This is a genomic window from Dyella sp. (assembly GCF_035685805.1).
GTDB lineage: Bacteria > Pseudomonadota > Gammaproteobacteria > Xanthomonadales > Rhodanobacteraceae > Dyella_A.
Genome location: NZ_DASSAB010000043.1, coordinates 39,332 through 62,096, shown reverse-complemented (window position 1 = coordinate 62,096; position 22,765 = coordinate 39,332). Strand labels below are relative to the sequence as shown.

At 67.8% G+C, this 22,765-nt stretch carries 14 protein-coding genes; 4 read left to right on the top strand and 10 right to left on the bottom strand.

All coding sequences use genetic code 11. From position 1 onward, the window contains the following. The first annotated feature begins 214 nt into the window (after nucleotides 1–214). The 4 genes from VFG40_RS12575 to VFG40_RS12560 all read left to right on the top strand — a co-directional run bounded on the left by VFG40_RS12575 (nucleotide 215) and on the right by VFG40_RS12560 (nucleotide 4,794). Nucleotides 215–811, top strand: coding sequence for a GNAT family N-acetyltransferase (locus VFG40_RS12575; protein WP_324897962.1), 597 nt, complete (start codon nucleotides 215–217; stop codon nucleotides 809–811). 67 nt (nucleotides 812–878) lie between these two features. Continuing rightward, nucleotides 879–2,459 (top strand): thymidine phosphorylase family protein, encoded by a 1,581-nt coding sequence (locus tag VFG40_RS12570; protein WP_324897960.1) that lies wholly within the window; start codon nucleotides 879–881, stop codon nucleotides 2,457–2,459. Next, nucleotides 2,456–3,394: a ribose-phosphate pyrophosphokinase gene (locus tag VFG40_RS12565; RefSeq protein ID WP_324897957.1), complete on the top strand. Its 939-nt coding sequence runs from the start codon at nucleotides 2,456–2,458 to the stop codon at nucleotides 3,392–3,394. Before VFG40_RS12570 ends, VFG40_RS12565 begins: the two co-directional genes overlap by 4 nt. Then, the gene (locus VFG40_RS12560; RefSeq protein ID WP_324897955.1) at nucleotides 3,391–4,794 is read left to right on the top strand and encodes an MBL fold metallo-hydrolase RNA specificity domain-containing protein; all 1,404 of its coding nucleotides are present in this window, start codon (nucleotides 3,391–3,393) and stop codon (nucleotides 4,792–4,794) included. Before VFG40_RS12565 ends, VFG40_RS12560 begins: the two co-directional genes overlap by 4 nt. Nucleotides 4,795–4,835: 41 nt before the next feature. Here the strand turns inward: VFG40_RS12560 and VFG40_RS12555 are convergent, their stop codons facing one another. The 10 genes from VFG40_RS12555 to pilV form a co-directional block, all read right to left on the bottom strand. Next, complete coding sequence (locus VFG40_RS12555; RefSeq protein WP_324897953.1) at nucleotides 4,836–7,295, bottom strand: EAL domain-containing protein; 2,460 nt, start codon at nucleotides 7,293–7,295, stop codon at nucleotides 4,836–4,838. Then, nucleotides 7,292–7,750: a response regulator gene (locus tag VFG40_RS12550; protein WP_324897951.1), complete on the bottom strand. Its 459-nt coding sequence runs from the start codon at nucleotides 7,748–7,750 to the stop codon at nucleotides 7,292–7,294. Before VFG40_RS12550 ends, VFG40_RS12555 begins: the two co-directional genes overlap by 4 nt. Further along, nucleotides 7,747–13,134 (bottom strand): PAS domain S-box protein, encoded by a 5,388-nt coding sequence (locus VFG40_RS12545; RefSeq protein ID WP_324897949.1) that lies wholly within the window; start codon nucleotides 13,132–13,134, stop codon nucleotides 7,747–7,749. Before VFG40_RS12545 ends, VFG40_RS12550 begins: the two co-directional genes overlap by 4 nt. 239 nt (nucleotides 13,135–13,373) lie before the next feature. After that, nucleotides 13,374–13,967, bottom strand: coding sequence for a GspH/FimT family pseudopilin (locus VFG40_RS12540; RefSeq protein ID WP_324897947.1), 594 nt, complete (start codon nucleotides 13,965–13,967; stop codon nucleotides 13,374–13,376). Next, the gene (locus VFG40_RS12535) at nucleotides 13,964–14,401 is read right to left on the bottom strand and encodes a DUF4124 domain-containing protein (protein WP_324897945.1); all 438 of its coding nucleotides are present in this window, start codon (nucleotides 14,399–14,401) and stop codon (nucleotides 13,964–13,966) included. The genes VFG40_RS12540 and VFG40_RS12535 overlap by 4 nt, the downstream gene beginning before the upstream one ends. 26 nt (nucleotides 14,402–14,427) lie before the next feature. Beyond that, nucleotides 14,428–14,853 (bottom strand): type IV pilin protein, encoded by a 426-nt coding sequence (locus VFG40_RS12530; protein WP_324897943.1) that lies wholly within the window; start codon nucleotides 14,851–14,853, stop codon nucleotides 14,428–14,430. A gap of 10 nt (nucleotides 14,854–14,863) precedes the next feature. Next, on the bottom strand, nucleotides 14,864–20,305 hold the full coding sequence (locus VFG40_RS12525; RefSeq protein WP_324897941.1) for a pilus assembly protein: 5,442 nt from the start codon (nucleotides 20,303–20,305) through the stop codon (nucleotides 14,864–14,866). An 18-nt stretch (nucleotides 20,306–20,323) separates the two neighbouring features. Then, nucleotides 20,324–21,001, bottom strand: a complete 678-nt coding sequence (locus VFG40_RS12520; RefSeq protein WP_324897939.1) for a PilX N-terminal domain-containing pilus assembly protein — start codon at nucleotides 20,999–21,001, stop codon at nucleotides 20,324–20,326. Between the two features lie 2 nt (nucleotides 21,002–21,003). Then, nucleotides 21,004–22,140 (bottom strand): PilW family protein, encoded by a 1,137-nt coding sequence (locus tag VFG40_RS12515; RefSeq protein ID WP_324897937.1) that lies wholly within the window; start codon nucleotides 22,138–22,140, stop codon nucleotides 21,004–21,006. Beyond that, complete coding sequence (pilV, locus tag VFG40_RS12510; RefSeq protein ID WP_324897935.1) at nucleotides 22,137–22,631, bottom strand: type IV pilus modification protein PilV; 495 nt, start codon at nucleotides 22,629–22,631, stop codon at nucleotides 22,137–22,139. Before pilV ends, VFG40_RS12515 begins: the two co-directional genes overlap by 4 nt. Nucleotides 22,632–22,765: the final 134 nt, after the last annotated feature.

The following is a 22,765-nucleotide window of genomic DNA, read 5'->3' as shown; positions in this document are numbered from 1 at the left end:
CATGAGTGGGAAGTAATGGGTAGGACGCTATGGGCCGGACCTACGGTGGGACGTTACGGGCAGGGCGCTGGCCGGGGCAGATCCGGCGCCGGCAGGGTGGCACCGACCGCTTGACCGAAGTCAAGGGTCGCACGGCCGCCGAGGTGTACAACAAGGCAGCGCCGCGCGCGCCTTCCGCACGTGGTCTGGCGCCCTGATCTGCCGGAGGACATCCATGTCGAACAGCAGCAACCACTCCCCGGGCGCGGGCGAGGCGCCCGCGCCGCCCTCCGAACCGCTCGAAGCGCTCGAGGCGCTGGAAGGCACCCACTGGATAGAGACCCTGCGCGACGGCACCCGCGTGCTGATCCGGCCGCTGCGACCGGAAGATCGCGAACGCGAAGAGGCGTTCATCGCACGGCTCTCGCATGAGTCCCGACGCTTCCGTTTCCTGTGCGATTTCAAGACCGTCAGCCCCGCCATGCTCCGGCAGCTGATGGACCTGCACTACCCCGACCAGATGGCGTTCGTGGCGCTGGCGCACGACAACGGCACCCTGCGCGAAGTCGGCGTGAGCCGCTACGCCGCCAACGGCGACGGCACCCGTTGCGAATGCGCGGTGACCGTGGCGGATGACTGGCGCCACCGCGGGCTCGGCGTGTTGCTCATGCAGCACCTGATCCACCTGGCGCGACGCAACGGCTTCAAGCAGATGTTCTCGATCGACGCGGCGGAGAACGAGCCAATGCACGAGCTGGCGCACCACCTGGGTTTCGAGCGCCGACTCGATCCGGACGACGCGGCGCAGGTCATCCATACGCTCACCCTGTGAACAGCCGCCGCAGGTCGCTGGCCATCATGACGACAGCGGCCAGGCCAAGCAGGAACCGGCGCCGCCGATGCCTGCCCTCGTTGGCGGCCCCGCGCACGTGAGCGCGCCGGGAGCCGAGGCGACTGTCGTCGTGGCGCATCGTCCGGTCGTGCACGGTGACCGCCTGCGCCGGCTGGGTATCGACACCGGCGCCGAACACGTGGTGTACCTGCACCACGCCTCGCCGATCTGCCGCAGCGAGGGGCTGGGCGCGCACGCGCGGGTGCAGCTGCAGATCGGCGATCGGCGGGTACTCGCCACGCTGGCGATCGTGCAGGGCGAGCTGCTGGCTCCGGACGAGGCCGGCCTCGGCGAGTCGGCGTGGGACGCGCTGCAGCCGAAGCCGCACGAGCACGTGGTGATCGCCCATCCGGCCAGCGTGGAATCGCTCGCCTGCGTGCGCGCCAAAATCTACGGCCGGACGCTGGACGACGCGCAGCTGCACGGCATCGTGCGGGACATCGTCGCGCACCGCTACAGCCATCTGGAGCTGGCAGCGTTCATCACCGCCTGCAGCGGCGACCACCTGACGCCCGGCGAAGTGATTGCGCTCACCCGCGCCATGGTGGACACCGGCGCGCGCCTGCGCTGGGCACAACCGGTGGTCGTGGACAAACACTGCATCGGCGGGCTTGCCGGCAACCGCACCACGCCGATCGTGGTGGCGATCGTCACGGCGCTGGGGCTGATCATGCCCAAGACCTCCTCGCGCGCCATCACCTCGCCGGCCGGCACCGCCGACACCATGGCGATGCTGGCACCGGTCGAGCTGGACCTGGCGCAGATGCGCCGCACGGTGGAGCGATGCGGCGGCTGCATCGTGTGGGGTGGCGCGATGGCGCTCGCGCCGGCCGACGACGTGCTGATCCGGGTAGAGCGTGCGCTGGACGTGGACAGTGCCGGCCAGCTGGTGGCCTCGGTACTGTCGAAAAAGATTGCCGCCGGTGCTACCCACGTGGTGATCGACGTGCCCGTGGGCCCCACGGCGAAGGTACGCAGCCCGGCGCAGGGACGGGCACTGCAAGCCTTGCTCGAGCAGGTGGCAAGCGCTTTCGGACTGCGCCTGCACGTGCTGCTCAGCGACGGCCGCGAGCCGATCGGCCGCGGCATCGGTCCAGCGCTGGAGGCACTGGACGTGCTCGCCGTGTTGCAGAACCACGCCGATGCACCGGCAGACCTGCGCACGCGCGCACTGCAGCTCGCCGCCGCCGTGCTCGAACTGGGCGGGCTGGCCAGCGCCGAGCAGGCCGCGGCCATGGCCCGTACCTGCCTGGAGTCCGGCCGCGCCTGGGTGCAGTTCCAGGCAATCTGTACGGCCCAGGGCGGGTTGCGCGTGCCCGGCAGCGCGCCCTGGCAGCAGCCGGTGCTGGCGCCGCGCGGCGGTACCGTCGCCGCCATCGACAACCGCCGGCTGTCGCGGGTCGCCAAGCTGGCCGGCGCGCCATCGGCCCCGCTGGCCGGACTCACCCTGCAGGTGCACGGCAACGACCGCGTCAGCGCAGGCCAACCCCTGTTTACCGTGCACGCGCAGAGCCCCGGCGAGCTTGCCTACGCGATGGAGTACGTGACGCGGCACCCGGCCATCGTCACGGTGGAGGAGACACCATGAGCGCCATCTACGCCCTGCCCGGCAACGAGGACTTCGCCGACCGCCTCGCAAGTCACAGCGGCCTGCCCCGACGCGTGGTGCAGGTACACCGGTTTCCCGACGGCGAAAGTCGCGTACGCATCGAACCGCCGACGCCGCGCAGCGTGGTGGTGATCGTGTGCACGCTCGACCATCCGGACAGCAAACTGCTGCCGCTGGTGATGGCGGCCGCGACTGCGCGCGAACTCGGCGCCTGGCGCGTGGGCCTGGTTGCGCCATACCTGGCCTACATGCGCCAGGACACCCGCTTTCATGAGGGCGAGGCCGTCTCGGCACGGGTGTTCGGCCAGTTGCTGGGCGGCGCGTTCAACTGGCTGGTGACGGTGGATCCGCACCTGCACCGGTATCGCCGGCTGGACGACATCTACCCGCTGGAGGGCTACGTGGTGCACGCCGCCGGCCGGCTCGCCGAATGGATCGCCCGTCACGTGCCGCGCCCCCTGCTGATCGGCCCGGATGGCGAGAGCGCGCAGTGGGTAAGTGCGGTGGCGCGCATGCTCGGTGCCCCGTGCGTGGTGGCGGCCAAGCAGCGCAGTGGCGACCGCGACGTGCAGATCACCCTGCCCGCCCTGGATGCCTGGGCCGACTGCACACCCGTGGTGCTGGACGACATCATCGCCAGCGGCCGCACCATGATCGCCACGGTGCAGTGCCTGCGCGAGCGCCAGTTGCCCGCGCCCGTCTGCGTGGCCGTGCACGGCATCTTCGCCGACGACGCAGTGCAGGCGCTGCACGCGGCGGGCGCGGCACGGGTGGTGACCAGCAACACCATCGCCTCGCCGCAGGCGCAGATTGATCTCAGCGCGGAGCTGGCCCGGGTGGTGCTGGAGCGTTGCGGCGGGCCCCCGTGCAGACCTGCCCCGGCGTGCGCCGCCCCTGCGGACCCGACCCCATGAGCCGATCGCTTTTCTACAGCGCACACGGTGCCGCGCGCCAGGTGACCGGCTCGTGCCACCTGCTGCGATTCGGCCACCTCAGCGTGCTGGTGGACTGCGGCCTCTTCCAGGGCAGCGAAGAGGAGGAGCGCGCCAACGCCGAACCCTTCGGCTTCGAGCCGTCCGGCATCGACCTGCTGCTGCTCACCCACGCCCACCTGGACCACTGCGGGCGCATTCCGAAACTGGTGCGCGACGGATTCCGCGGACGGATCCTGGCGACTGCGGCCACCCGCGATCTTGCCCGCGTGGTGCTGCTGGATGCGGCCGGCTTGCAGGAAGAGGAAGCCCGCCGCGCCCAGCGCAGCGGGCGCCGTCACGGCGACGCGTCCGCAGCGCCGCTGTATACGCTGGACGACGCCCTCCACGCGCTGGACTTCTTCGCCGCGCCGGTCGCCTACGGCGAGATCGTGCCGCTGGCGCCGGGCGTGCAGGCCCAGTTCCTCGATGCCGGGCACATCCTTGGCTCTGCGTCGCTGCTGCTCTTGCTGGACGACGGCGAGCGCGTACGGCGCGTGGTGTTCTCCGGCGACCAGGGCAACCCGGGCCGCCCGCTGCTGCGCGATCCGGTGCCGGCGCCCGCGGCCGACTACGTGGTCATGGAGACGACCTACGGCAATCGCCCGCACCGCTCGCTGCCGGACACCGTGGACGAGCTGTACCGGGCGATCCGGGAGACCATGGCCCGCCAGGGCAACGTGATCATTCCCACCTTCGCGCTGGAACGGGCGCAGGAGATCCTCTACTACCTGCACCGAGGCATCCGCGACGGCCACATCCCGGCGCACACTTCAGTGTTTCTCGACTCGCCGATGGCGATCTCGGCCACCGAGATCTTTCGGCGCCACCCCGAGTGCTTCGACGACGGTTTCCGCGAAGAACTCCAGCGCGGTGACCCGTTCGCCATGCCGAACCTGCACTTCGCGCGCGAGACAGCCGAGTCGATGGCGATCAACCGCATGGAGGGTGGCGCGGTGATCCTCGCCGGCTCGGGCATGTGCAACGGCGGCCGCGTGCGTCATCACCTCAAGCACAACCTGTGGCGCGAGCGCTGCAGCGTGGTGTTCGTGGGCTATGCGGCACAGGGCACGCTGGCCCGGCGCATCGTCGACGGAGCCGGTACGGTGCGCATCTTCAACGAGGAGATCCGCGTGCGCGCGCAGGTCTGGACCATCAACGGCTTCTCTGCCCACGCCGACCAGGCCTCGCTGCTGCACTGGCTCGGCACCGGGCCACGACGCATGGTGCTGCTGGTGCACGGCGACCAGGAGGTGGGCATGCAGGCGATGCGCGAGCGGCTGGATCAGCTCGGCGTGCCGAGCAGGATGCCGGCGATGCACGAGCCGATCGCGCTGGACTGAGCCTGGCGCGGAGCCGGCCAGCCTGCGCTGGCGTGGGCAGGTCAGGCGTTGTCGGGCTCCGGTACGCCGCCGGCGCGGGCGCGCAGCCAGTCGCCGGCCGCCACGCGGCCCATCGGATAACCGATCAGGTAGCCCTGCAGCACATCGCAGCCCAGCGCCTTGAGCAGGTGCGCCTGCTCGCGCGTTTCCACGCCCTCGGCCACCACGTCCATCTGCAACTGGTGACCGACCGCGATCACGGTGCGGGCGATCGCGACGGAGTCCTCGTCGTCCGGCAGGTCGTGGATGAACGACTTGTCGATCTTCAGCCGGTCCACCTTGAACTGCCGCAGGTAGGAGAGACTCGAGTAGCCGGTGCCGAAGTCGTCGATGGCCAGCCGGACGCCGAGTGCCGACAGCCGCCGGATCGACTGCAGGCCGCGCTCGAGGTTCTCCATCAGCGAACTCTCCGTCACCTCCAGCTCCAGCTGTGCCGGAGCCAGTCCGTGGCGCACCAGTGTCTCGCTGACCCGCTCGGCGAAGTCCTGTCGCTGCACCTGTTGCGCTGCGACGTTGACCGCCATCACCAGCCCGTCGGCCAGCCCGGCGTCGATCCATGCACGCATCTGTTCGCAGGCATGGTTGAGCACCCACTGCCCCAGTTCGGGCATCAGCCCCATGCCCTCGGCCACTGCGATGAACCGGTCCGGCATCACCAGGCCCAGCTCGGGACTGCGCCAGCGCAGCAGCGCCTCCACCCCGAGCAGGCGCTCGCCCTGGGCACATATCTGCGGCTGGTAGTCGAGGTACAGCTCCTCCTGCGCGATGGCGGCGCGAAGGCGCATGCCGAGCATGCGCCGGTCCTCCACCCGCAGCATGTCCTCCTGCGAATACGCGCACACCAGATCGCGGCCCAGGTGCTTGGCGCGGGTCATCGACGCTTCGGCGCGCAGCAGCAGGTCGGCGATGTTGTCCACCCGCTGCGGATAGTTGGCCACGCCGACGCTCATGCTGACCTGCGCATGGCCGGTGGCGATCGGAATCGGCTCGGCGGCAAGCTGCCGCAGCCGCTCGGCCAGCGCCACCGCCTCGTCCAGCTCCATGCCCGGCAGCGCAATCACGAACTCGTCGCCGGTGAAGCGCGCGACCCGGCCACGATCGCCGACCAGCATGCGCATTCGCACCGCCAGTTCGGCGATGACCTGGTTGCCCGCCTCGTGCCCCATCGACTCGTTGATCGCATGGAAACGGTCGACGTCGGCGTACAGCAGGGTGAGCGGCTCGCTCGCGTGCAGGTGCGCGTGGTCGTGCAGCAGCATCTCGATGACCGGATAGCGGGCCAGCCCGGTTTCGGCATCATGGGTGGCGGCGTAGGCGAGCCGGGCTTCGGTGTCGCGCTGGGCGGTGATGTCGGTCTGCACGCCCACGTAGTGGGTCACCGCGTTCTGTGCATCGCGCACCGGCGCGATATAAAGCTGGTTCCAGTACAGCGTGCCGTCCTTGCGCACGTTGCGCAGCACCACGCTGTGCTCGCGCTGCTCGGCCAGTGCCTGGCGGATGCCATCGCGCTCGGCCTGGTTGACCTCCTCGCCCTGCATGAACCGGCAGTTGCGCCCGAGCGTCTCCGCCGCGGTGTACCCGGTCATCCGCTCGAAGGCCCGGTTGACGAAGATCACCGGCATGTCCGGCTGGCGGGCATCGCTGATCACCACGCCGTTGCTGCTGGACTGGATCGCGCGGTCGAGCAGGTGCAGGCGTGCGTCCGCGCGCACCCGCTCGCTCACGTCCTGCAGGTGGGCCAGCACGCTGGGGCTGCCGCGGTAGTCCATGGCATGGAAGATCGCCTCCACGTGGCGGACGCCGTCACGCCCGCCGCGGTGCTCCCACAGCTCGGCACTGTCATCGGTCAGCCTGCCGCCGGCGAGGCACGCGGCGAAACGTGCCCGCTCGTGCTCCTGCAGCAGGGCGTCGAAGCGGCGCCCCACCAGGTCGGGAAAGACGTCGCGGTACTGGACGTACGCCGCCTCGTTGGCGGTGAGGATCTGCAGACTCTCGCGGTCGAACACCATCAGCGGCACCGGGCCTTCGTCGAACAGCAGCCGGTGGCAGGTCTCGCTCTCGCGCAGCACTTCGACAAAGCGGGTGTGGTCGACTGCATAGCGGATGCTGCGCGCCAGTCGCTCCGCGTCGATCAGCCCCTTGACCAGATAATCGCTGGCGCCGGCTTCCATCGCGGCCATGTCCACCGACTGGTTGCCGCGGCCGGTCAGCACGATGAAGGCGCGGGTCAGGCCTTCGCGGTTGACCGCCTCGATCAGATCCAGCCCGCTGGCCGGGCCGAGCAGGTAATCGACCAGGTAGACGTCGTGGGCACCGCGGCGCAGCTCGCTCAGCCCGTCCTCGGGCGTGGCGCACCACTCGAAGGTGTAGCCGCCCTCGCCAGCGTCGCAGAGCATGTCCCGAATGAGGATGAAATCGTCTTCGTCGTCATCGACGACGAGCACGCGCAGCGGCGCGTTCACGGGTGTCCCCGGCGACTGTCGGAGGGAAGCTGCACGATATCCATCCAGTAACGCTCCAGCGAACGCAGCACCGCGGTGAGCTCGTCAAAGCGACGCGGCTTGGTGACATAGGAGTTGGCGCCGAGCTGGTAGCTGACGCGGATATCCAGCTCGGCGCGCGAAGTGGTGAGGATGATCACCGGCAGGTGCCGCAAGCGCTCGTGCTCGCGAATCGCCCGCAGCGCTTCGCGCCCGTCCATGCGCGGCATGTTGAGATCGAGCAGCAGCAGGTCCGGCAGGCTCTGGTCCGGTGCCTGGTCGCGCGCGTTCAGGCGATCGAGCAGCTCCACACCGTCGGCGACGAAATCCAGCTCCACCGGTACGCCGCTTTCGACAAAGGCGTCCGCGAGCAGCACGCGGTCGTCCGCGTCGTCCTCCGCGACCAGAATCGACAATGCTCCCTGCCACTGCGTCATGAGCTCGCTCCTGTGGTGTCGTTCGGCATCAACGGGGCGTCTTCCGCCGCGCGCGCCAGGCTGGCTGCCGCCCGCGCCGGCAGGGTGACCACGAAACTGGTGCCCTCCCCGGCCCGGCTCTCGGCATGGATGCTGCCCCCGTGGCGCTCAACGATACGCCGGACGATAGCCAGACCGATACCGGTCCCGCTGTAGACATTCCGGGGGTGCAGTCGCTGGAAGGGGGCAAAGATGCGCTCGGCGTAGATCGGGTCGAAGCCGATGCCGTTGTCTTCCACCCGCAGCTCCCACCGGTCGGCCGCACTCGACTGCTCGCCCAGCGGACGCGCCGCCACGTGGATGCGGCACGGCCGGTCCGCGGCGCGGAACTTGAGCGCGTTGGCAAGCAGGTTCTGCAGCAGCTGACGCATCTGCGAGGCATCGGCCTGGATCGTCGGCAGCGGATCGGCGGTGACGGTGGCCGCGGCCTCCTGCACCCGGCCATCCAGGTCGTCCAGCACCGTGGCCAGCTCGCGCGCGAGGTCCACGGCGGCGGGGGTGGCCGCGTGCGTACCCACCCGCGAGTAGGCGAGCAGGTCATCGATCAGCGTCTGCATGCGCGAGGCCGCGTCACCCATGCGCTGCAGGTAATCGCGCGACGATTCGTCCAGCCGCTCGGCCAGGCGCGACTGCAGCCGGTCGGAGAACGCCTGGATCTTGCGCAGCGGCTCCTGCAGGTCGTGCGAGGCGACATACGCAAAATCCTGCAGCTCGCGGTTGCGGATGCGCAGGTCGTCCATCGCCTTGTCCAGCGCCATCGCGGCCTGACGCTTGGCGGTGACGTCGCGGGCCACGGCGTAGATGAGGCCGTCGGTGGACTGGCGCGAGGTCCACTCCAGCCAGACGTACTCGCCGTCGGCGCGGCGCATGCGATTGACGAACTCGGTCATCGGCTCCCCGCTCTGGCGCTGCCAGCCGATCGCGTCCTCGGTGGCCATCCGGTCCTGCGGGTGCAACAGCTCGCCCAGCGGCAACGACAGCAGCGCGGCCTCGTCCATGCCGAGCAGCCGGCAAAAGGCGGAATTGACCTGCACAAAGCGGCCACTGCTGGCGTCGAAGATGCAGAACACCTCCAGCGACATTTCAAAGAACCGCTGCCGTTCGTGCAGCGATCGGCGCGCTTCCTTGATGTCGCCGATGTCACGGAACGCCAGCACCGCGCCGGCTAGGCGGCCTTCGATGCGCAGCGGCGTGGCGACGTAGGCCACCGCCAGCGATCGCTCCTCGCCCAGCACGAAGCAGGCGTCGTCACTGCCGGCATAACCGCTGCCGGACAGGATCGCGCGCAGCACCTCGTGCGCCGCCTCGGGAATGGCCTCGCTGCGCGGCAGTCCGTAGGCCGGCAGCTCGAGCAACCGGGCTGCAGTGCGGTTGAGAAACGTCGGCACGCCGGCGGCGTCCACGGCGAGCAATCCTTCGCCGACGCTGTCGGCCACCGCCGAGAGCAGCGCCAGCTGGCTGGCGGTGGCCTGTTGCGCACGATGCAGTTCGCGGTGGTCCTGCAGCACCGCGAAGCTGCCGCGCGACTGCCCCGCGACCACGATCGGCAGCGTCACCAAATAACCGGGAAAGCGGTTGCCGCTGCTGTCACAAACGGACAGTTCGAGCCGCTCCGGCTCACCCGCCGCCGCCGCCGCCAGGGCCGCCTCCACCCGCTCGCGATCGGCCGGATCGGCATAACGCGCCAGCGCCCGCTGGTGCAGCTCCACCAGCGTCTCGCCCAGCAGCGCAGCTGCCGCGGCATTGGCCTGCAGCACGCGGCCATCCACCCCGAGGGCGAACACGCCGTCCGGGTGGTGGTCGAACAGCGAGCGAAAGCGCTGCTCGCTGTCGCTCAGCTGCTGGTAGGCCTGCTCGTGCTCGATGGCGATCGCCGCGTTGGCAGCCAGGCCCTCCACGCCGGCAAGCTCGGCGTCGCTCGGTCCGCGGGATTGGCCGTAGTACACCGCGAAGGTGCCCAGCACCTGCCCGGTGCGTGCGCGGATCGGCGTCGACCAGCACGCCAGCAAGCCGTGGGGCAACGCCGCCGCGGCGTAGCGCTCCCAGAGCGGATCGGTGGCAATGTCGGTCACGATCACGCGCTCGCCGCGCCACGCGGCGGTGCCGCAGGAGCCGACGTCTGCCCCGACCGCCACGCCCTCGATTGCCTGGATGTACTGGCGCGGCAGATGCGGCGCCGCGCCGTGGCACAGGCGCCCCTCTCGCACCAGCAGGATCGAACACAGCGCGTCCGGGTGCTGCGACTCGTAGGCACGCACGATCAGTTCCAGCACCTCTTCCAGCGGGCGGCCACTGGCAATCGCGGTCAGGATGCCGCGCTGCGCCGCCTCCAGTTGCTCCACACGGTGCAATTCGGTGTGGTCGCGCCCAACCACGTACAGGCACTGCGCCTGCTCCGACCACACCCCCGACCACTGCATGTAAAGCGTGTGGCCGTCGCGGGTGATATTGCGATTGCGGAAGTTGAGATTCGCCTCGCCCCGGCTGATCGCCGCTACCGCGGCGAACGACGCATCGCGGTCGTCCGGATGGATCAGCCGGGCCATCGACTCCCCGAGCAGGCTCTCCGGCGGAAAGCCCCAGAGCCGCTCGGCGGCAGCACTGACGCGGCGGAAGCGTCCGTCCCGATCGAGCACGATGATCACGTCCGGCGCGCTGTCCATCACCAGCTGGGTAGCCTCCAGCGCCTGCGCCAGCTCGTCACGGGTACGGCGCAACGCCGCCTCGGCCTGCTGCTGTTCGGTGATGTCCTGGACCGCACCGGCCACCAGCGGATCGCCGTCGTTGAGCAGGCGCTCGCCGAGTGCGCGGATCACCCGCTGGGCACCGTCCGGGCGGATCATGCGGTACTGGCGGTCGATCAGGCCCTCGCCTTGGTCCAGCCGCACCTGATCCTCCAGCAGCGCCGGCCAGTCCTCGGGATGCACACGCTGACGAAGGGCTTCCATCCCTTCTTCGCCCGGGCTGTGGTCAACCCCGAAGATGGCGCAGGCCTCGGCGGACCAGTGCAGGTAGCCCGTGCGCAGGTGCAGCTCCCAGCTGCCCATGCGCGCCAGCTGCTGCGCATGGCGCGATGCGGCGTCGCGCTTGAGCAACTCGCGCTCCTGCTGCTTGCGCTCCGTCACGTCATGCAGGTACACGGTGAGTCCGCGGGCGTGCGGATATGCGCGCAGCTCGTAGAAGCGTCCGCTGGCTCGATGAGCGGCTTCCACGCTGACCGGTCCGCCTTCCTGCAGCGCCCTTTCCCACGCGTGCTGCAGACCATGCGCCGTGTCGCCATCGTTCATTGCACCGGCAAGCGTCTGCCAGCACGTGTCGCCGCGCAACGCGGCGGGCGACGCGTCGAACAGCCGCGCCGCCTGCGCATTGACGTAACTGAAGCGCCAGTCGCGGCGGACCATGAATACCCCGTCGCTGATGCTCTCCAGCACCGCGATCATGTCGCGCTCGACGTCGGCGAGCGCGGCCTGTACCGCCTCGCGGACTTCAATCTGGTCGCGCAGCTCGCCGCTGACCGCTCGCGCCAACTGCGCCCGCTCGCGGGCCAGCGCCAGCAGGCGGAGCGCTACTGCCAGCAGGCCGCCGAGCGCAAAACCGAGCGCCATCAGCAACCGCAGGGCTCGGTCGACCGGCGGCAACGGCGGATGAAGCTCGACCTGCCACTGCTGGCCGAACAGCGGGACCACCGGCGCCGGTCCCGGCAACGGCCGGTCCAGTACGCCACGTTGATAGACCGGCTCCGCGCCCTGCAGGATCCGCAGATTGCCGGCGCCGGCCTGCGCCGCCAGCAGCGCGGGGAACAACTGGTCGAACTCCACCACGCCCACCACGTAGCCGGTAATGCGCCCCTGCACCCGCACCGGCGCCACGATGAGATCGCCCCGACCGCCGAGCAGAAGGCGCGTTGGCGCACTCAACTGCAACTGCCCGGTGGCATCCACCCGATCGAACACGACGCGCCGCTCAGGCGTGGCGTCAACTCGCGTGACGCGCGGCAGCGGACTGCCCGGGCGCGCCTCCGCGAACCGCAGAACGCGTTCGCTATCCACCAGGGCCAGCGCGCGCAGGCCGGCGAAGTCGTTGAGATACTCGCGCGCATCCGCGGCGAACAATGGTGCGAGGTCCGGCTCCTCCAGGAACGACACCCGTACCGCCATGCGCCGGATCGCCGTGACCTGTGCCTGCATGCCGTCGCGCAAGGCAGTGGCCACGCTCTTGCGCTGGTTCTCCTGCGCCTGCCGGAACAACTGCTGCTGCTGTTGCTCCAGCACAACCCACAGCAGCACCGAAGCCAGCATCACGCCCAGGCCCATGGCGGCGGGAAACACCAGCGTGCGGTAGCGGCTTTCCCGCGGTGAACGCGGGCTGGCGAGCACCAGCCCCAGCCCCAGCGCGATCATGCCAAGGGCGGAGGGCACCGAGACCGGCGTCGGGGACGCGAACAGGTTGAGCGGCACCCCGCCGAAAACTATCCCCACGCCAGACAGTATCCCCAGCGCAGTGATCAGCAACCCGCAGACCCACACCACGCTCCACCAGCCCGCACGCCGGCGCGCCAGCACGCCTGCAATGAGCGCCACGGCGCATAGCAGCGTACACACCGCGAGGTTGTGGGAGAGCACGCCGTGCGCGACATCAGGCCGCAGATGCAGCCAGGCTTCAAGCCATCCGGTCACCACGTCGGGAGTACCCGCGTAGTCTGCAAGCAACGGCGACATGCCCAATGCGACGCAGGGAAGCCCTGCCAGCAGCGCGGCACGGGCCCGGCCGCGCTCCAGCAGCGAGAGCGCGAGTGCGAGCAGTACGAACGCCAGCGCAGCCTGGGGCGGTATGGGGACGGGATAAACGCCTCCGCGCATCAGTTCCGGCGCGTCCAGCCACCACCCGACGCCGCCCATCCAGCCAAGCCCTGCCAGCGACGCCGGCAGCATGCGGCGCCGGCCCAACTTGCGGGGCCAGATGATCGCGACGGCAAGCAGCGACGTCGCCGCGCAGGCGGCGAAGGCAACATCGACTCCACTGACCATGGCAGCCAACCCATACGCCAGCGCACCTGCCGCGGCACCGGCGGCGAGGCTGCGCGCCAGGGTGCCGACGCGCCCGGTCACAGCCCGTACCAACAGCGCAGCCATCACGAGGCACGCCAGGGCGAGCAGAGCCAGCGCCGAGGAAGGAACCCCGCCGATCCTGCCGATCACCAGCAATGCGACACCGCTGGCCAGGCCGCACCCGGCAACCGGACGCGCCAGGCGGTGCGCCGCACCGACCGCAACAACGGCACACAGCAGCAAAGCCACGTCGGGCAGCAGCGTGAAAGCGCGCCAATGGCCGCGCCACACTGTCATGGATATATCCGCGACCGCGCACAACGCGGCCAGCGCCGGCAGCCATGCCGTCGCCAAGGGCTCCCGCTCAGGCTGCCGCCCCTGCATGTCTCGCATGCCCCTGCCCCCGATACCGGTCGCGTCAGACCGGCCCTACAGAGATAGCACGTTAGCTGCGGCCGCGCATGGGGCCCGGATCGGCAATCGACCCACGGACGTCGCAAGCGGGGCGCCCGGCCAGAGCGGGCGGCCCCTCGGTCTTACTGGCAGAGCGCCGTCGCCGCCGCGTCGCTGCCGGCCGTTGCCAGAGCGGCGGTCGAGGCGCGGCCGGAGGCCATCACCTGCAACTGCTGGCCCGGCACCTTGGGGGTGCTCTGGCCAACGGCCTCGGAGGACGATTTGGCGCAGATCAGGAAACTCACGGCGCCGCCAGGCGCACTGCCGCGCTGGGTAAACGAGACGGGCGTGGTGACATCCGCCAACAGCGATACATTGGTCATCGGCTGCGCCACCCGCAGCAACTCGAAACCGGCGCCCGCCGCGAACGTGGCACCGGCGGTGGGAGCCTTGTAGATGATCCAGCCCTTGGCGTAGTCGCCGTCGGTGGTGCATGAGGGCGAGGCTGCGGACGGATTGGCGCTGGCGCATATCGACACCACCGAGAGGTCGGTGGTGGCAGTCTGCCGCGCGTAGCGCAGGTCGCCGAGAATCTCGTTGGTATGCGAGGTCACCGCATTGCGGCGCATGAAGTCCCGAAAATTGGGCAAGGCAATCGCCGTGAGAACGGCGAGCACGGCGACTGCAACCATCAGTTCCACGACGGTGAAGCCGCGCTGTTGACGACTGGGGCTCATGGCTTTTCTGCTCCCGCTCCGCAAGACTGCTGGACGCGCTTCTGTGCCGCAGCGAGTGCGGCGGCGCGCTCGTCGGCGCTGAGCCGGCGCGCCGTGGTGAGATCTTTGCCGTTCAAGAGCATGGCGCCGCCCTGAGCAGCCGCCACATCGCCCTTTGCGGCGGTGCAGGCCTCCTGGCGATACTTGGCCTCCGCCGCTTTCAGCTCGGGACTTTCGCCCGACGAGCCGGTTGCCTCTGCGGAGCTGGCCGGCGCCGGCGTGGCATCGGGCACAGCGGCGGTGGCCTCGCCTGCCCGCACCCGCACCGCACTGGCTTGCCCCTTCGGCGGTGGCGTATCGCTGTAGTGCGTCGCCCCACTGGCGTCCTTCCACTTGTAGTAGGTCTGCGCTTGCAACACGGGCGCCAGGCCCGCGGCAAGCACCGCACCGGCCATGAGGAGTTGCCGACGCAGCGCCGCTCTCACTTGTTGCCCCAGCAGGCGGGATTGTCGGCGGTGGCGCCCGTGGAGGCCCACTGACCGGCCTGATTGAGACTGATGCTCTGGCAGTCCCGATCGTCGGTTGCCTGATTGCCCACCGGCGTCGCGGTAATGTCGTAGGTGGCCGGTGCAACCGTGGCTGCCGACGCCACGATGTCGAACGTGTAGTTCTTCGTGTTCATCGTGGACGAGCCATTGAGGTCGGTGAGGTCGTCGGTATAGACATTCTTGGAGTAGTAGAAGCGCTCCTCGCGCGCCGCCAGGTCGGTGAGTGCGGTCGTGGCCTCTGTCCGATTGGTGCGCACCACGTAGCGGCGATACGACGGCAGCGCGATCGCCGCGAGGATCGCGATGATGGCCACCACCACCATCAACTCGATCAGTGAGAAGCCGCTCCCCTTTCGCATACCTGGATCCTCAGTTTTCAATGGGTTCACGCCAGGACTGTTCGCTGCTCGTCACCGGGGTGAGGGTCACGATGTCCTTGCAGATGATGGCGCCGGTGGACGTCTGGATGCACGCGGTCACCTTCTTGCCGCCGGAGTTGTCGGTGCTGCCCAGGTGCAGGCTCGGCGGCGCCGGCAGGCCCTGCCCCAGGCTCTGGGACGGGTTGACCATGTCCTTGCCACCGCTCGGGGAGGTACCGAAGAAGGTGAGCCCAGGGTCCGCGGTACCGGTCTTGTAGTTGAGGCCGAAGATCGACGAGGTACCCAGGCCGGTGCAGATCGACGTACCCGGCACGTAGGTATTGGTCAGCAGCACGCTGCCCAGCAGGGTCTGCGAACTGACCACGCGCTCGGACGGGTTGGTGCCGGAGACCGCCAGGTCGCGGTACCAGCCGAGGTAGTTCGTCGTGTCGAACAGGTTGCTCAACTCGTCGAACGTGGTGGCATCGGACGATCCGGTGATGGACTTGTCGGTGAACACGTCGATGTTGGTGACATCAACGACCTTGTCCCCTGGCACCGGCGCCGTGCTGTACTGCGCGTCGGAGGTGCTCAGCAGCGAGGTGTCGATCACGCCGTAGATGCGCTGCTGGCCCGAGGTCGCCTTGTCGTTGGTGTTGAACAGGCGACCGGTACCGAAGAACACCATCGGAGCGCCGCGGTTGTTGCGGCCCAGCGTGGGACGCACGGTCACCGGGCGACCGATGTCGCCGGTCACCGGTGGCGTGACGTTCTTCAGGCTGAGCATTTCGGTCGCGGTCCAGTTGGTCGGATCCGGATCGCCGTTGACGGCGATCTTCCAGAACGCGCCACCGAATTCGTCCGTGCCGCCATCCCGCACGCTCCCGAAGTACAGGCTTTCGGCCAGACCGTTCAGATCGTAGTCGGAAGCGATCAGGTCGCCCGCGAAGCTGCTCACGGCCTCGGCGCCACCCGCAGCCGAGTCGGTCTGCATGTTGAACGTGCGCTTGACCGACACGGTGCCGTTCTTGAGATCAGCCACGTCGTAGATCTTGACACTGAGCGGATTGGACGACGCGACCCGGGTGGCATTGGTCGGACCGTTGCCGACCGCGAGGAAGAACTTGTTCGGCGAACCGGAGGACGCCTGGCGCACGACCACGACTGCAGGGACCGACACCGAGCGTGCGCCAGTGGCCCGGATTTCGGCCAGCACGGTCGGGGCTGCCTCGGGATTGGTGATGTCCATCACCACGTAAGCCGATTCGGAGGTGATGTTGTCCGTGCTGTTGTTGGAAGCGTTCACGGTGATGGTGCCGCCACCGAGACGGAACGGCACCACCATGATGGTGCCCCAACCCCCGACGTGGGTCGTGTCGCCCGATCCCCACACCTTGGCGTCGAACGCGATCGGGCTGCCGTCGGCGTAGTAGACGTGCTGGTAGTTCGGATCCGCCAGCCAGCGCAGGTGCGGCAGCAGGTTGCCCGGCACGTAGGCCCACAGCTCGGCGCCCAGCGGATGGGCCGTCTGGGTTCCGGTGAGGTTGGCCGTGGTGTTGGGACTGCTGGTGGAGCAGACGGCCGAGTCCGTGCGCGTGGTCAGGCGCTGGCAACTGGTGTTGTAGAAGCCACCGTTGAAGGCATGGATCATGCCGTCGTTCGCACCGACGTAGATTACCTGGCGGCGATTGCGGTAGGTGTTGCGGAACGACGCGTAGGTGGTGTCGTTGTAGAGCAGGTCGTAGGACTCCGCCGGGGTGCTGACCGCCAGGGGGGTCGAGTTGATGATGTCACCCAGCCGCAGGATGCGATTGGTGTTGGCGGTGTTGTAGTCGACGGTGCGGTTGCGCAGGCCAGTCACTTCGGCGCCGCGGATCCACTTGACCAGCTTGTTGGCCTCGCCGTTGGTGGCGCCATCGTCGGAATTGAGGAACCGGTAGAGCTGGTCGGTCTTGCCGCTGACGGGATTGGTGTAGGTGCCGCTGAAGCTCGACCACTCGAACGGCACCGACTCGCCGGTATCCACCTTGCCATCGTGGTTCTTGTCGATCCACGTGAAGATGTAGCGGCCGCCTGCGGTCGTGCTGGCGTTGGTTGCGGCGGCAGTGTACGAGCGATTGGTGTTGACCTTGAGGGTGGGGCTCCACAACCAGTCGCGCGCATTCCACACCGTATTGACCTGATCGAGGTCGACCGGGATCGCCGTGCCCATGTTGAAGACGTCCGGGTCATCGCTGAAGTAGCGATTGACGATCGTCTTCTGTGCACCGGACTGGTACGAGAAGATCACCACCGGGTCGACCGTGTAATCGTCGAGCTGGTAGTTGTGATTGGCGTCCTCGCGCAGGTAGCCCGCCGCATCGGTCCAGAAACCGGCCAGCGAGCCGGCCCAACTGGCCACGCGCCCGCTGTCATCCTTGTGCTGCTGCTCGTACAGCGCCTGGTACGTGAGGCCCACGCCGTTGCTGCTGGTAGCCACCACCGCGGCGGCCGTACCCGAGGCGATCTTCGCGAGGATCTTGCGGAACAGCGTGTCGAGCGAGGTTTCCAGCTTGCCCGGGTCGGTGACCAGGAAGTAATTGTCCGGAATGCCGTCGCCATCGGCGTCCCACTTGGTGTGGTCGGCACTATTGGCATCGTTGGCCGGCGTATCGGTGCCGTCCGGCTTGTTGGTGTCCACCTTGAAACCGCCCCACTTGGAGGCGTAGAGCAGCGGATCCTCCAGTACGCCAGCAGAAGTGCTGCCGACGTCATAGATCGCGGTGGTGGCCGGATTGCTGACCACGCAGCTGACGCAGCCACCGGACGCATTGATGTTGCCGGTGCCGTTGATCTTGGTACCGGCGGCGTTGTACACGTCGATGTTGGTCGGATCGGTGTAGTTGAACGAGTAGATGCCCGAGTGGAAGTGCGGGCCGTCCTTGTTGGTGCCGTTGATGATGTAGCCGAAGCCCTGGCCGTTGTTGGTGGACGCGGAGACGGGCTTGGTGGTGATCTTCACCTTGGACGCGGTGATCTCGTAGGTGATGATGCCCCACATGTCCTGGTCGAAGTCGCCACCGGCAAAGCTGTCTTCCCAGTTGGCGTAGAAGGTGCCACGCGCGGTGGTGCCGTCGCTGCTCTGCGACAACACCTTGAAGTCCACCAGCTCGCCGCCGCCCACGCCGCTGCCGAGCACAAGGCGATAGGCCGGAATGATGGTGATGAACTTGTTGGTGCTGCCGGGCACCTGAACGCGGATCTGCGGCGTGTTGGTGGCCAGCTGCACACCAAAGGTGCTCACGCGCAGCGAGGTCCGGTCGTCGGTCGGCACGATCGGATTGCCGTCGGAGTTGTTGCCCAGATCGCGGATGCGCTTGATATGCGCGCCGTAGGCGGCGCCAGCGATGTCATAGCCGCCCTTCAGCGCAGGCACCTCCGGGCACAGACCGAGCACATCGCCGAAGTTGGCGACGGTCTTGGCCGAGCACAGGTTGGTGTCGGTGCCGGTGTAACTGCTGCTGCTGTTGCCGACGAACCACGACTTGCCCGTGATGCCCTCTCCGTTGCCCACCGCATTGGTCCACTGAACCGCGGTCTTGCCGGTGGAGAGATCGGCGAAGCCGCCGAGCTGGTCGGTGTCGTAGCTGATGGCACTGGCGTTGATGTTCAGCACGTTCAGTGCGGCACAGTAGTTGGCTTCGCTGATCGGATCGTTCCAGGTCGCCACGCTCAGGCCCAGCGCGGCATCCTTGCCCGACGTACCGGGGATGAAGTTGGTGTTGGCGGTGCGGTGCGCCAGATAGCGCAGCGTCTCCACATAGCTTTCGGCCATGGGATTGCCCCAGGACGAGCACTTGCCCTCGGTGACATCGGAGGTACCGCCGCCGGCAATGCCGGTCTTCTGGTACGGGCAGCCGTCGTCGGATTCGTAACTATCGCCCTGATCGTAGCGGTAGCCGTAGATGCGCAGCTTGTCCAGCGTGGAGATGATGCCGGCGTTGCCGGTCTTCTGTCCGGTGGTAGGGCTGATCTCGCTGCTGATGAAATTGCCAGAGTTGGTGCCAGGTCCCGGCAACGCCGCACGCAGCACGCCGCCGGACACGTTCTTGTCGTAGCTGGGCGTCACCAGCCCGAACTTGATGTCGCCACTTTCGCCGTACTTCTGCAGCAGTCCCGTCGGCTTGTAGGGGTTGTTGGTGTTGTTGGCGTCCGGATACTGCTTGCAGTTCTCGGTGCCGATGAGTCCGCTCACGCAGACCTTCACGCGCGCGTTGAACGTGGTTGCCTCAACAGGATTCTCCGCCGAGGCGGGAACGCCGGAGAAAGCCGCTCGATTGCCGTTGCTCAGAAATCCGTTGACGAAGCCGCTCTGCGAGTTGCTCTTCTCGGACTTCCACAGGCACTGCTTCTGCTCGTTGGCGCCCCACAGCGCGTAGTTGCCCTTGGTCAGGCGCATCAGCGGGGGGGCAGTATTGTTCTGCGACGCCTTGTCCGAGCCACCCTGCACCGTGGTGTTGCAGATGGTGAGGCCGGTACGGCTCAGGTTGACGACCTTCCAGCTGGTGACGTCCTTGAGCTGCTTGAGGCAGTCGTTGGCCCCAATGCCGCTCAGGCCACTGCAGGTGGTGTTGAAGAACTGGCCATTCTCCAGCCGCACGCGCGGATTGCTGTTATTGAAATCGCGCACGCCGGTGATCACGGTGAACGGCGTGCTGCCCCCGTTGGCGTCGGTGAACTTCAGCTGATCACCGACCGTCGCCGCCACCGAAGAAGAAAGGTTCTTCACCTCCCAACGCACGTAGTCGGTGCTGTTCTCGGTGATCGCCGCGGTGGTGTCCGCCTTGCTCGCGGTGCCGGTAGGGGCCGCGGTGTTGCCCACGTACGCCGACGGCACCAGGCTGCTCATGTCCGAGCCATCGTAGAACTTGGCGAACGAGTGGGCGTCGGTGGGCAGATAGGCCCGCTCCAGCACCGTCAGGCTGTCCGTGTCGGTCGAGCGCTTGCCGCCGTACAAAATCTTGCGCAATTCGTCCATGCGCGTCATCGACGCCCAGTTGAGGAAGTTGCCGGAGAACTTGTCGGTGCAGTAGTGCAGATTGGTGCCGGTGGCGAGCGAGTCCGGCGAGAAGTAGCCGTCGCTCGACGAGTAGCTGTAGCACTTCTTCGGATCGAAGTAGCCGGCGTAGTCGATCGAATCGGTGTAGGTCGTCTCCAGCGTGCCGTCGTTGTTCAAGTCGCTGAAGTCGTTGTACGCCTTGAAGAACAGCGCCTGGTCGCGGGAGATGTTCAACATCACCAGCGGAGCGGCACCGGCCGTGCCCAGCGGAGGATCCAGCGCGTATGCGCCTGCCTGCTGATTGGCGGCGGAAATGGCGGTGGCCGCCACCGGTGCCGGCAGCGAGAAGCCCGCTGCGCAGACGACCAGCAGACCGGCCAGCAGACCTTGACGATGCAGTTTGACGATGCTCATGGAAAGACCTGCCGCTGATCAGTTGCGAATGGTTTGGCGATACTGGGAGTGCGTCGTGGCGACGCCGTTGCCCGGCACGCTGCCGATGCTCTTGATTTCGAAATACATGCTTGCGCCGCCGCCGGCGGAGCCTACGCCGAGCCCGCGGTAACCCGCCGACTGTGCACCGCCCGCCCCGGCGTTCAGGACCTGGCCGTCCGGCACCACGCTGACCGCGGAGGTGACGTCGGCGCTGCAGCTGGACGAGGAGACGTCGCAGATCGCCAGCTGCAGGTCGGTGTGCCAGGTGCTGGGGTCGTAGAGAACCTCCGGCGTGCCGCAAGTCTGCAACTGTCCATACAGCAGCGTCGCGCTACCGCTGCAATCGTCCTTGAGGCCGGCGCTGAAGGCGTCCAGCAAGTCCGAAGAAAACCTGCTCTGGTAGTCGAAGTCCGAATCCGGCAGGGTGCCGCCAAGCTCGGTCGGCCAGCCCCGCTGGAAGACGTGTTCGTCGAACAGCGCTACCGGCACGCCGCGCAGCGTCTCGGACACCTCGAACGCCTGCTCGTGGCGGGCGCTGCTGGTGCCCATGCGCATTTCGATCAGGGTGCCCTTCATGGCCATGATCGCCACCAATGAAAGCACCACCAGGAACACGAGGCCGACGAACAGCGCCACGCCACGCTGCCGATTTTTTCCAGTCAGGCGAATGTGCACGCTCAGCCCCTCACTCGGTTGCGGATCTGGATCACGTTGCTGGTTGCCGTGCGGGTGAACTGCTGAGGCCGGGTGCCGAAGCCGCTGACAGGGGTCTTTTCACACAGGTTGCCCGCGGCCAGCGTCGGAAAGGTGATGGCGCCGGTGGCCGAGATGCTGTAGCTGCAATGGTCAGACAGGGCGAATGTGCCCGTCTGGGGCAGGCTGACGTCACGCGTCTTGGAGCGCGCCACGATGCTGGCCCGCACCGCGATGACGTTTTTCCAGGCGGTGTCGTCGAGGGTCGATGCGGCCACGAACGCACCCGGCTGGTATGTACCGTTGGTTGCAGTATTCACCGCATACTGGAACTGCATCTGCTCGATGCCATCCACCAGTGGCTCCGAGACCAGCGCACCGCTGTCGTCCATGCGCATGCGCACCAGTGTGGGAGTGCGATCAGCGGCGTCGCCGTCATCGGCGTCCCCGCAAACACCATTCGCGCCCGGGTCGCTGCAGGGGCGCAGGTAATACATCTCGAGTTGATACGGGTACACGTAGCGACCCACGTTGACGCCCAGCGGAGGCGACGGCGGCGTCTCGCCACTGCGGAACAGGTAACCCTGCTGACCGACCCCGGACACCACGAACAGGCTCGTGCGGTTGGGGATAGTGGCCGACGTGTACGGCGTGCCGGCACTGCTTGCGGCGCTGGGCGAGTAGCCGTGGGTGTCGCCGTAGCGCACCACGATCACATCCGAACCGGCGACGTAGTTGTCGTCGTCTACGCAGCCGGAGATGGGAAAGGTGTCGTCGCCGTCGTAGCCGTAGACGCCCTGGTCGAGCAGCACCCATGCCGCATCGCAGTCACCGCTGCCGCCCAGGCCGCTGGTGGAGGGCGAACCGGTGATATTGGTGCGCTTCACGCCGCCCCAGAAGTCGGCCATGCGCATCGACCAGTCGAGCTGCGAGACGCCAAAGCGGAGCGTCTGCTGGTTGAAGTTGTTGCCCTGCTGCAGCTGGTAGGACTTCTTGCTCGCCAGCAGCACGGTGATGATGCCGCCCACGACCACCAGACCCAGCACCAGCGCGATCATCAGCTCGATCAGGGAGAAGCCGCGTTCGCGGCGGAATCGGATGCGCATCGACGGCTCGCTCATGGCAGGTAGCTGAAGCTGTAGGACTGGTCGCTGGTTCCGCCGACATCAGCCACGCCGTTCCATGCCACGGTGACGGTGAGCGTGCCGAGGCTGGCGTCCTTGGTGACAGTCGCCAGCTTCACGCCGCTGGGCGGGGCGGGGATCGCGCGGCTCACGCTCAACACCCAGCACGCCAGGTCGCGATCGGCGATCTTGGCCGGCGTGGACAGGTCGGTGGTTTCGCAGTCGGCCTGGGTGAAGGCGGTGTTGCCGTCGTACAGGTACAGACTGTCGGAGCCGTCGGCGGGCCGGGCGCCGGCCGGGTTCGCCCGCATGGCGTCAGCCAGGCTGCGCGCCTGGATGATGGCCGCGGTGCGCGATCCCGATTCCTTGGTGAACTGGGCGCCCTTGGCCTGCAACAACGCAAGCCCGAGAATGCCGATGCTGAAAATCAGCACCGCAACCATGACCTCGATCAGCGAGACACCCCGCTGCCGCGACGAGACGTGCATACCCTTACTCCCCATGCTCCCGTGACAGGGTAAACAGGACCACGGCCCACGGGCCTGGCGACAGCGACGGGCGGTTGGATTTTGCCGACGAACGGTCGGCAGGGCCCGCAACAACGTGACGACGGTCACCTGCC

Coding starts and splice junctions, on each gene's coding strand:
- VFG40_RS12570 (WP_324897960.1), top strand. CDS start 879: ATGCCTGCCCTCGTTGGCGGCCCCGCGCACGTGAGCGCGCCGGGAGCC.
- VFG40_RS12530 (WP_324897943.1), bottom strand. CDS start 14,853: ATGCGAAAGGGGAGCGGCTTCTCACTGATCGAGTTGATGGTGGTGGTG.
- VFG40_RS12525 (WP_324897941.1), bottom strand. CDS start 20,305: ATGAGCATCGTCAAACTGCATCGTCAAGGTCTGCTGGCCGGTCTGCTG.
- VFG40_RS12550 (WP_324897951.1), bottom strand. CDS start 7,750: ATGACGCAGTGGCAGGGAGCATTGTCGATTCTGGTCGCGGAGGACGAC.
- VFG40_RS12575 (WP_324897962.1), top strand. CDS start 215: ATGTCGAACAGCAGCAACCACTCCCCGGGCGCGGGCGAGGCGCCCGCG.
- VFG40_RS12515 (WP_324897937.1), bottom strand. CDS start 22,140: ATGAGCGAGCCGTCGATGCGCATCCGATTCCGCCGCGAACGCGGCTTC.
- VFG40_RS12565 (WP_324897957.1), top strand. CDS start 2,456: ATGAGCGCCATCTACGCCCTGCCCGGCAACGAGGACTTCGCCGACCGC.
- VFG40_RS12540 (WP_324897947.1), bottom strand. CDS start 13,967: ATGAGCCCCAGTCGTCAACAGCGCGGCTTCACCGTCGTGGAACTGATG.
- VFG40_RS12545 (WP_324897949.1), bottom strand. CDS start 13,134: ATGACAGTGTGGCGCGGCCATTGGCGCGCTTTCACGCTGCTGCCCGAC.
- VFG40_RS12560 (WP_324897955.1), top strand. CDS start 3,391: ATGAGCCGATCGCTTTTCTACAGCGCACACGGTGCCGCGCGCCAGGTG.
- pilV (WP_324897935.1), bottom strand. CDS start 22,631: ATGCACGTCTCGTCGCGGCAGCGGGGTGTCTCGCTGATCGAGGTCATG.
- VFG40_RS12535 (WP_324897945.1), bottom strand. CDS start 14,401: ATGGCCGGTGCGGTGCTTGCCGCGGGCCTGGCGCCCGTGTTGCAAGCG.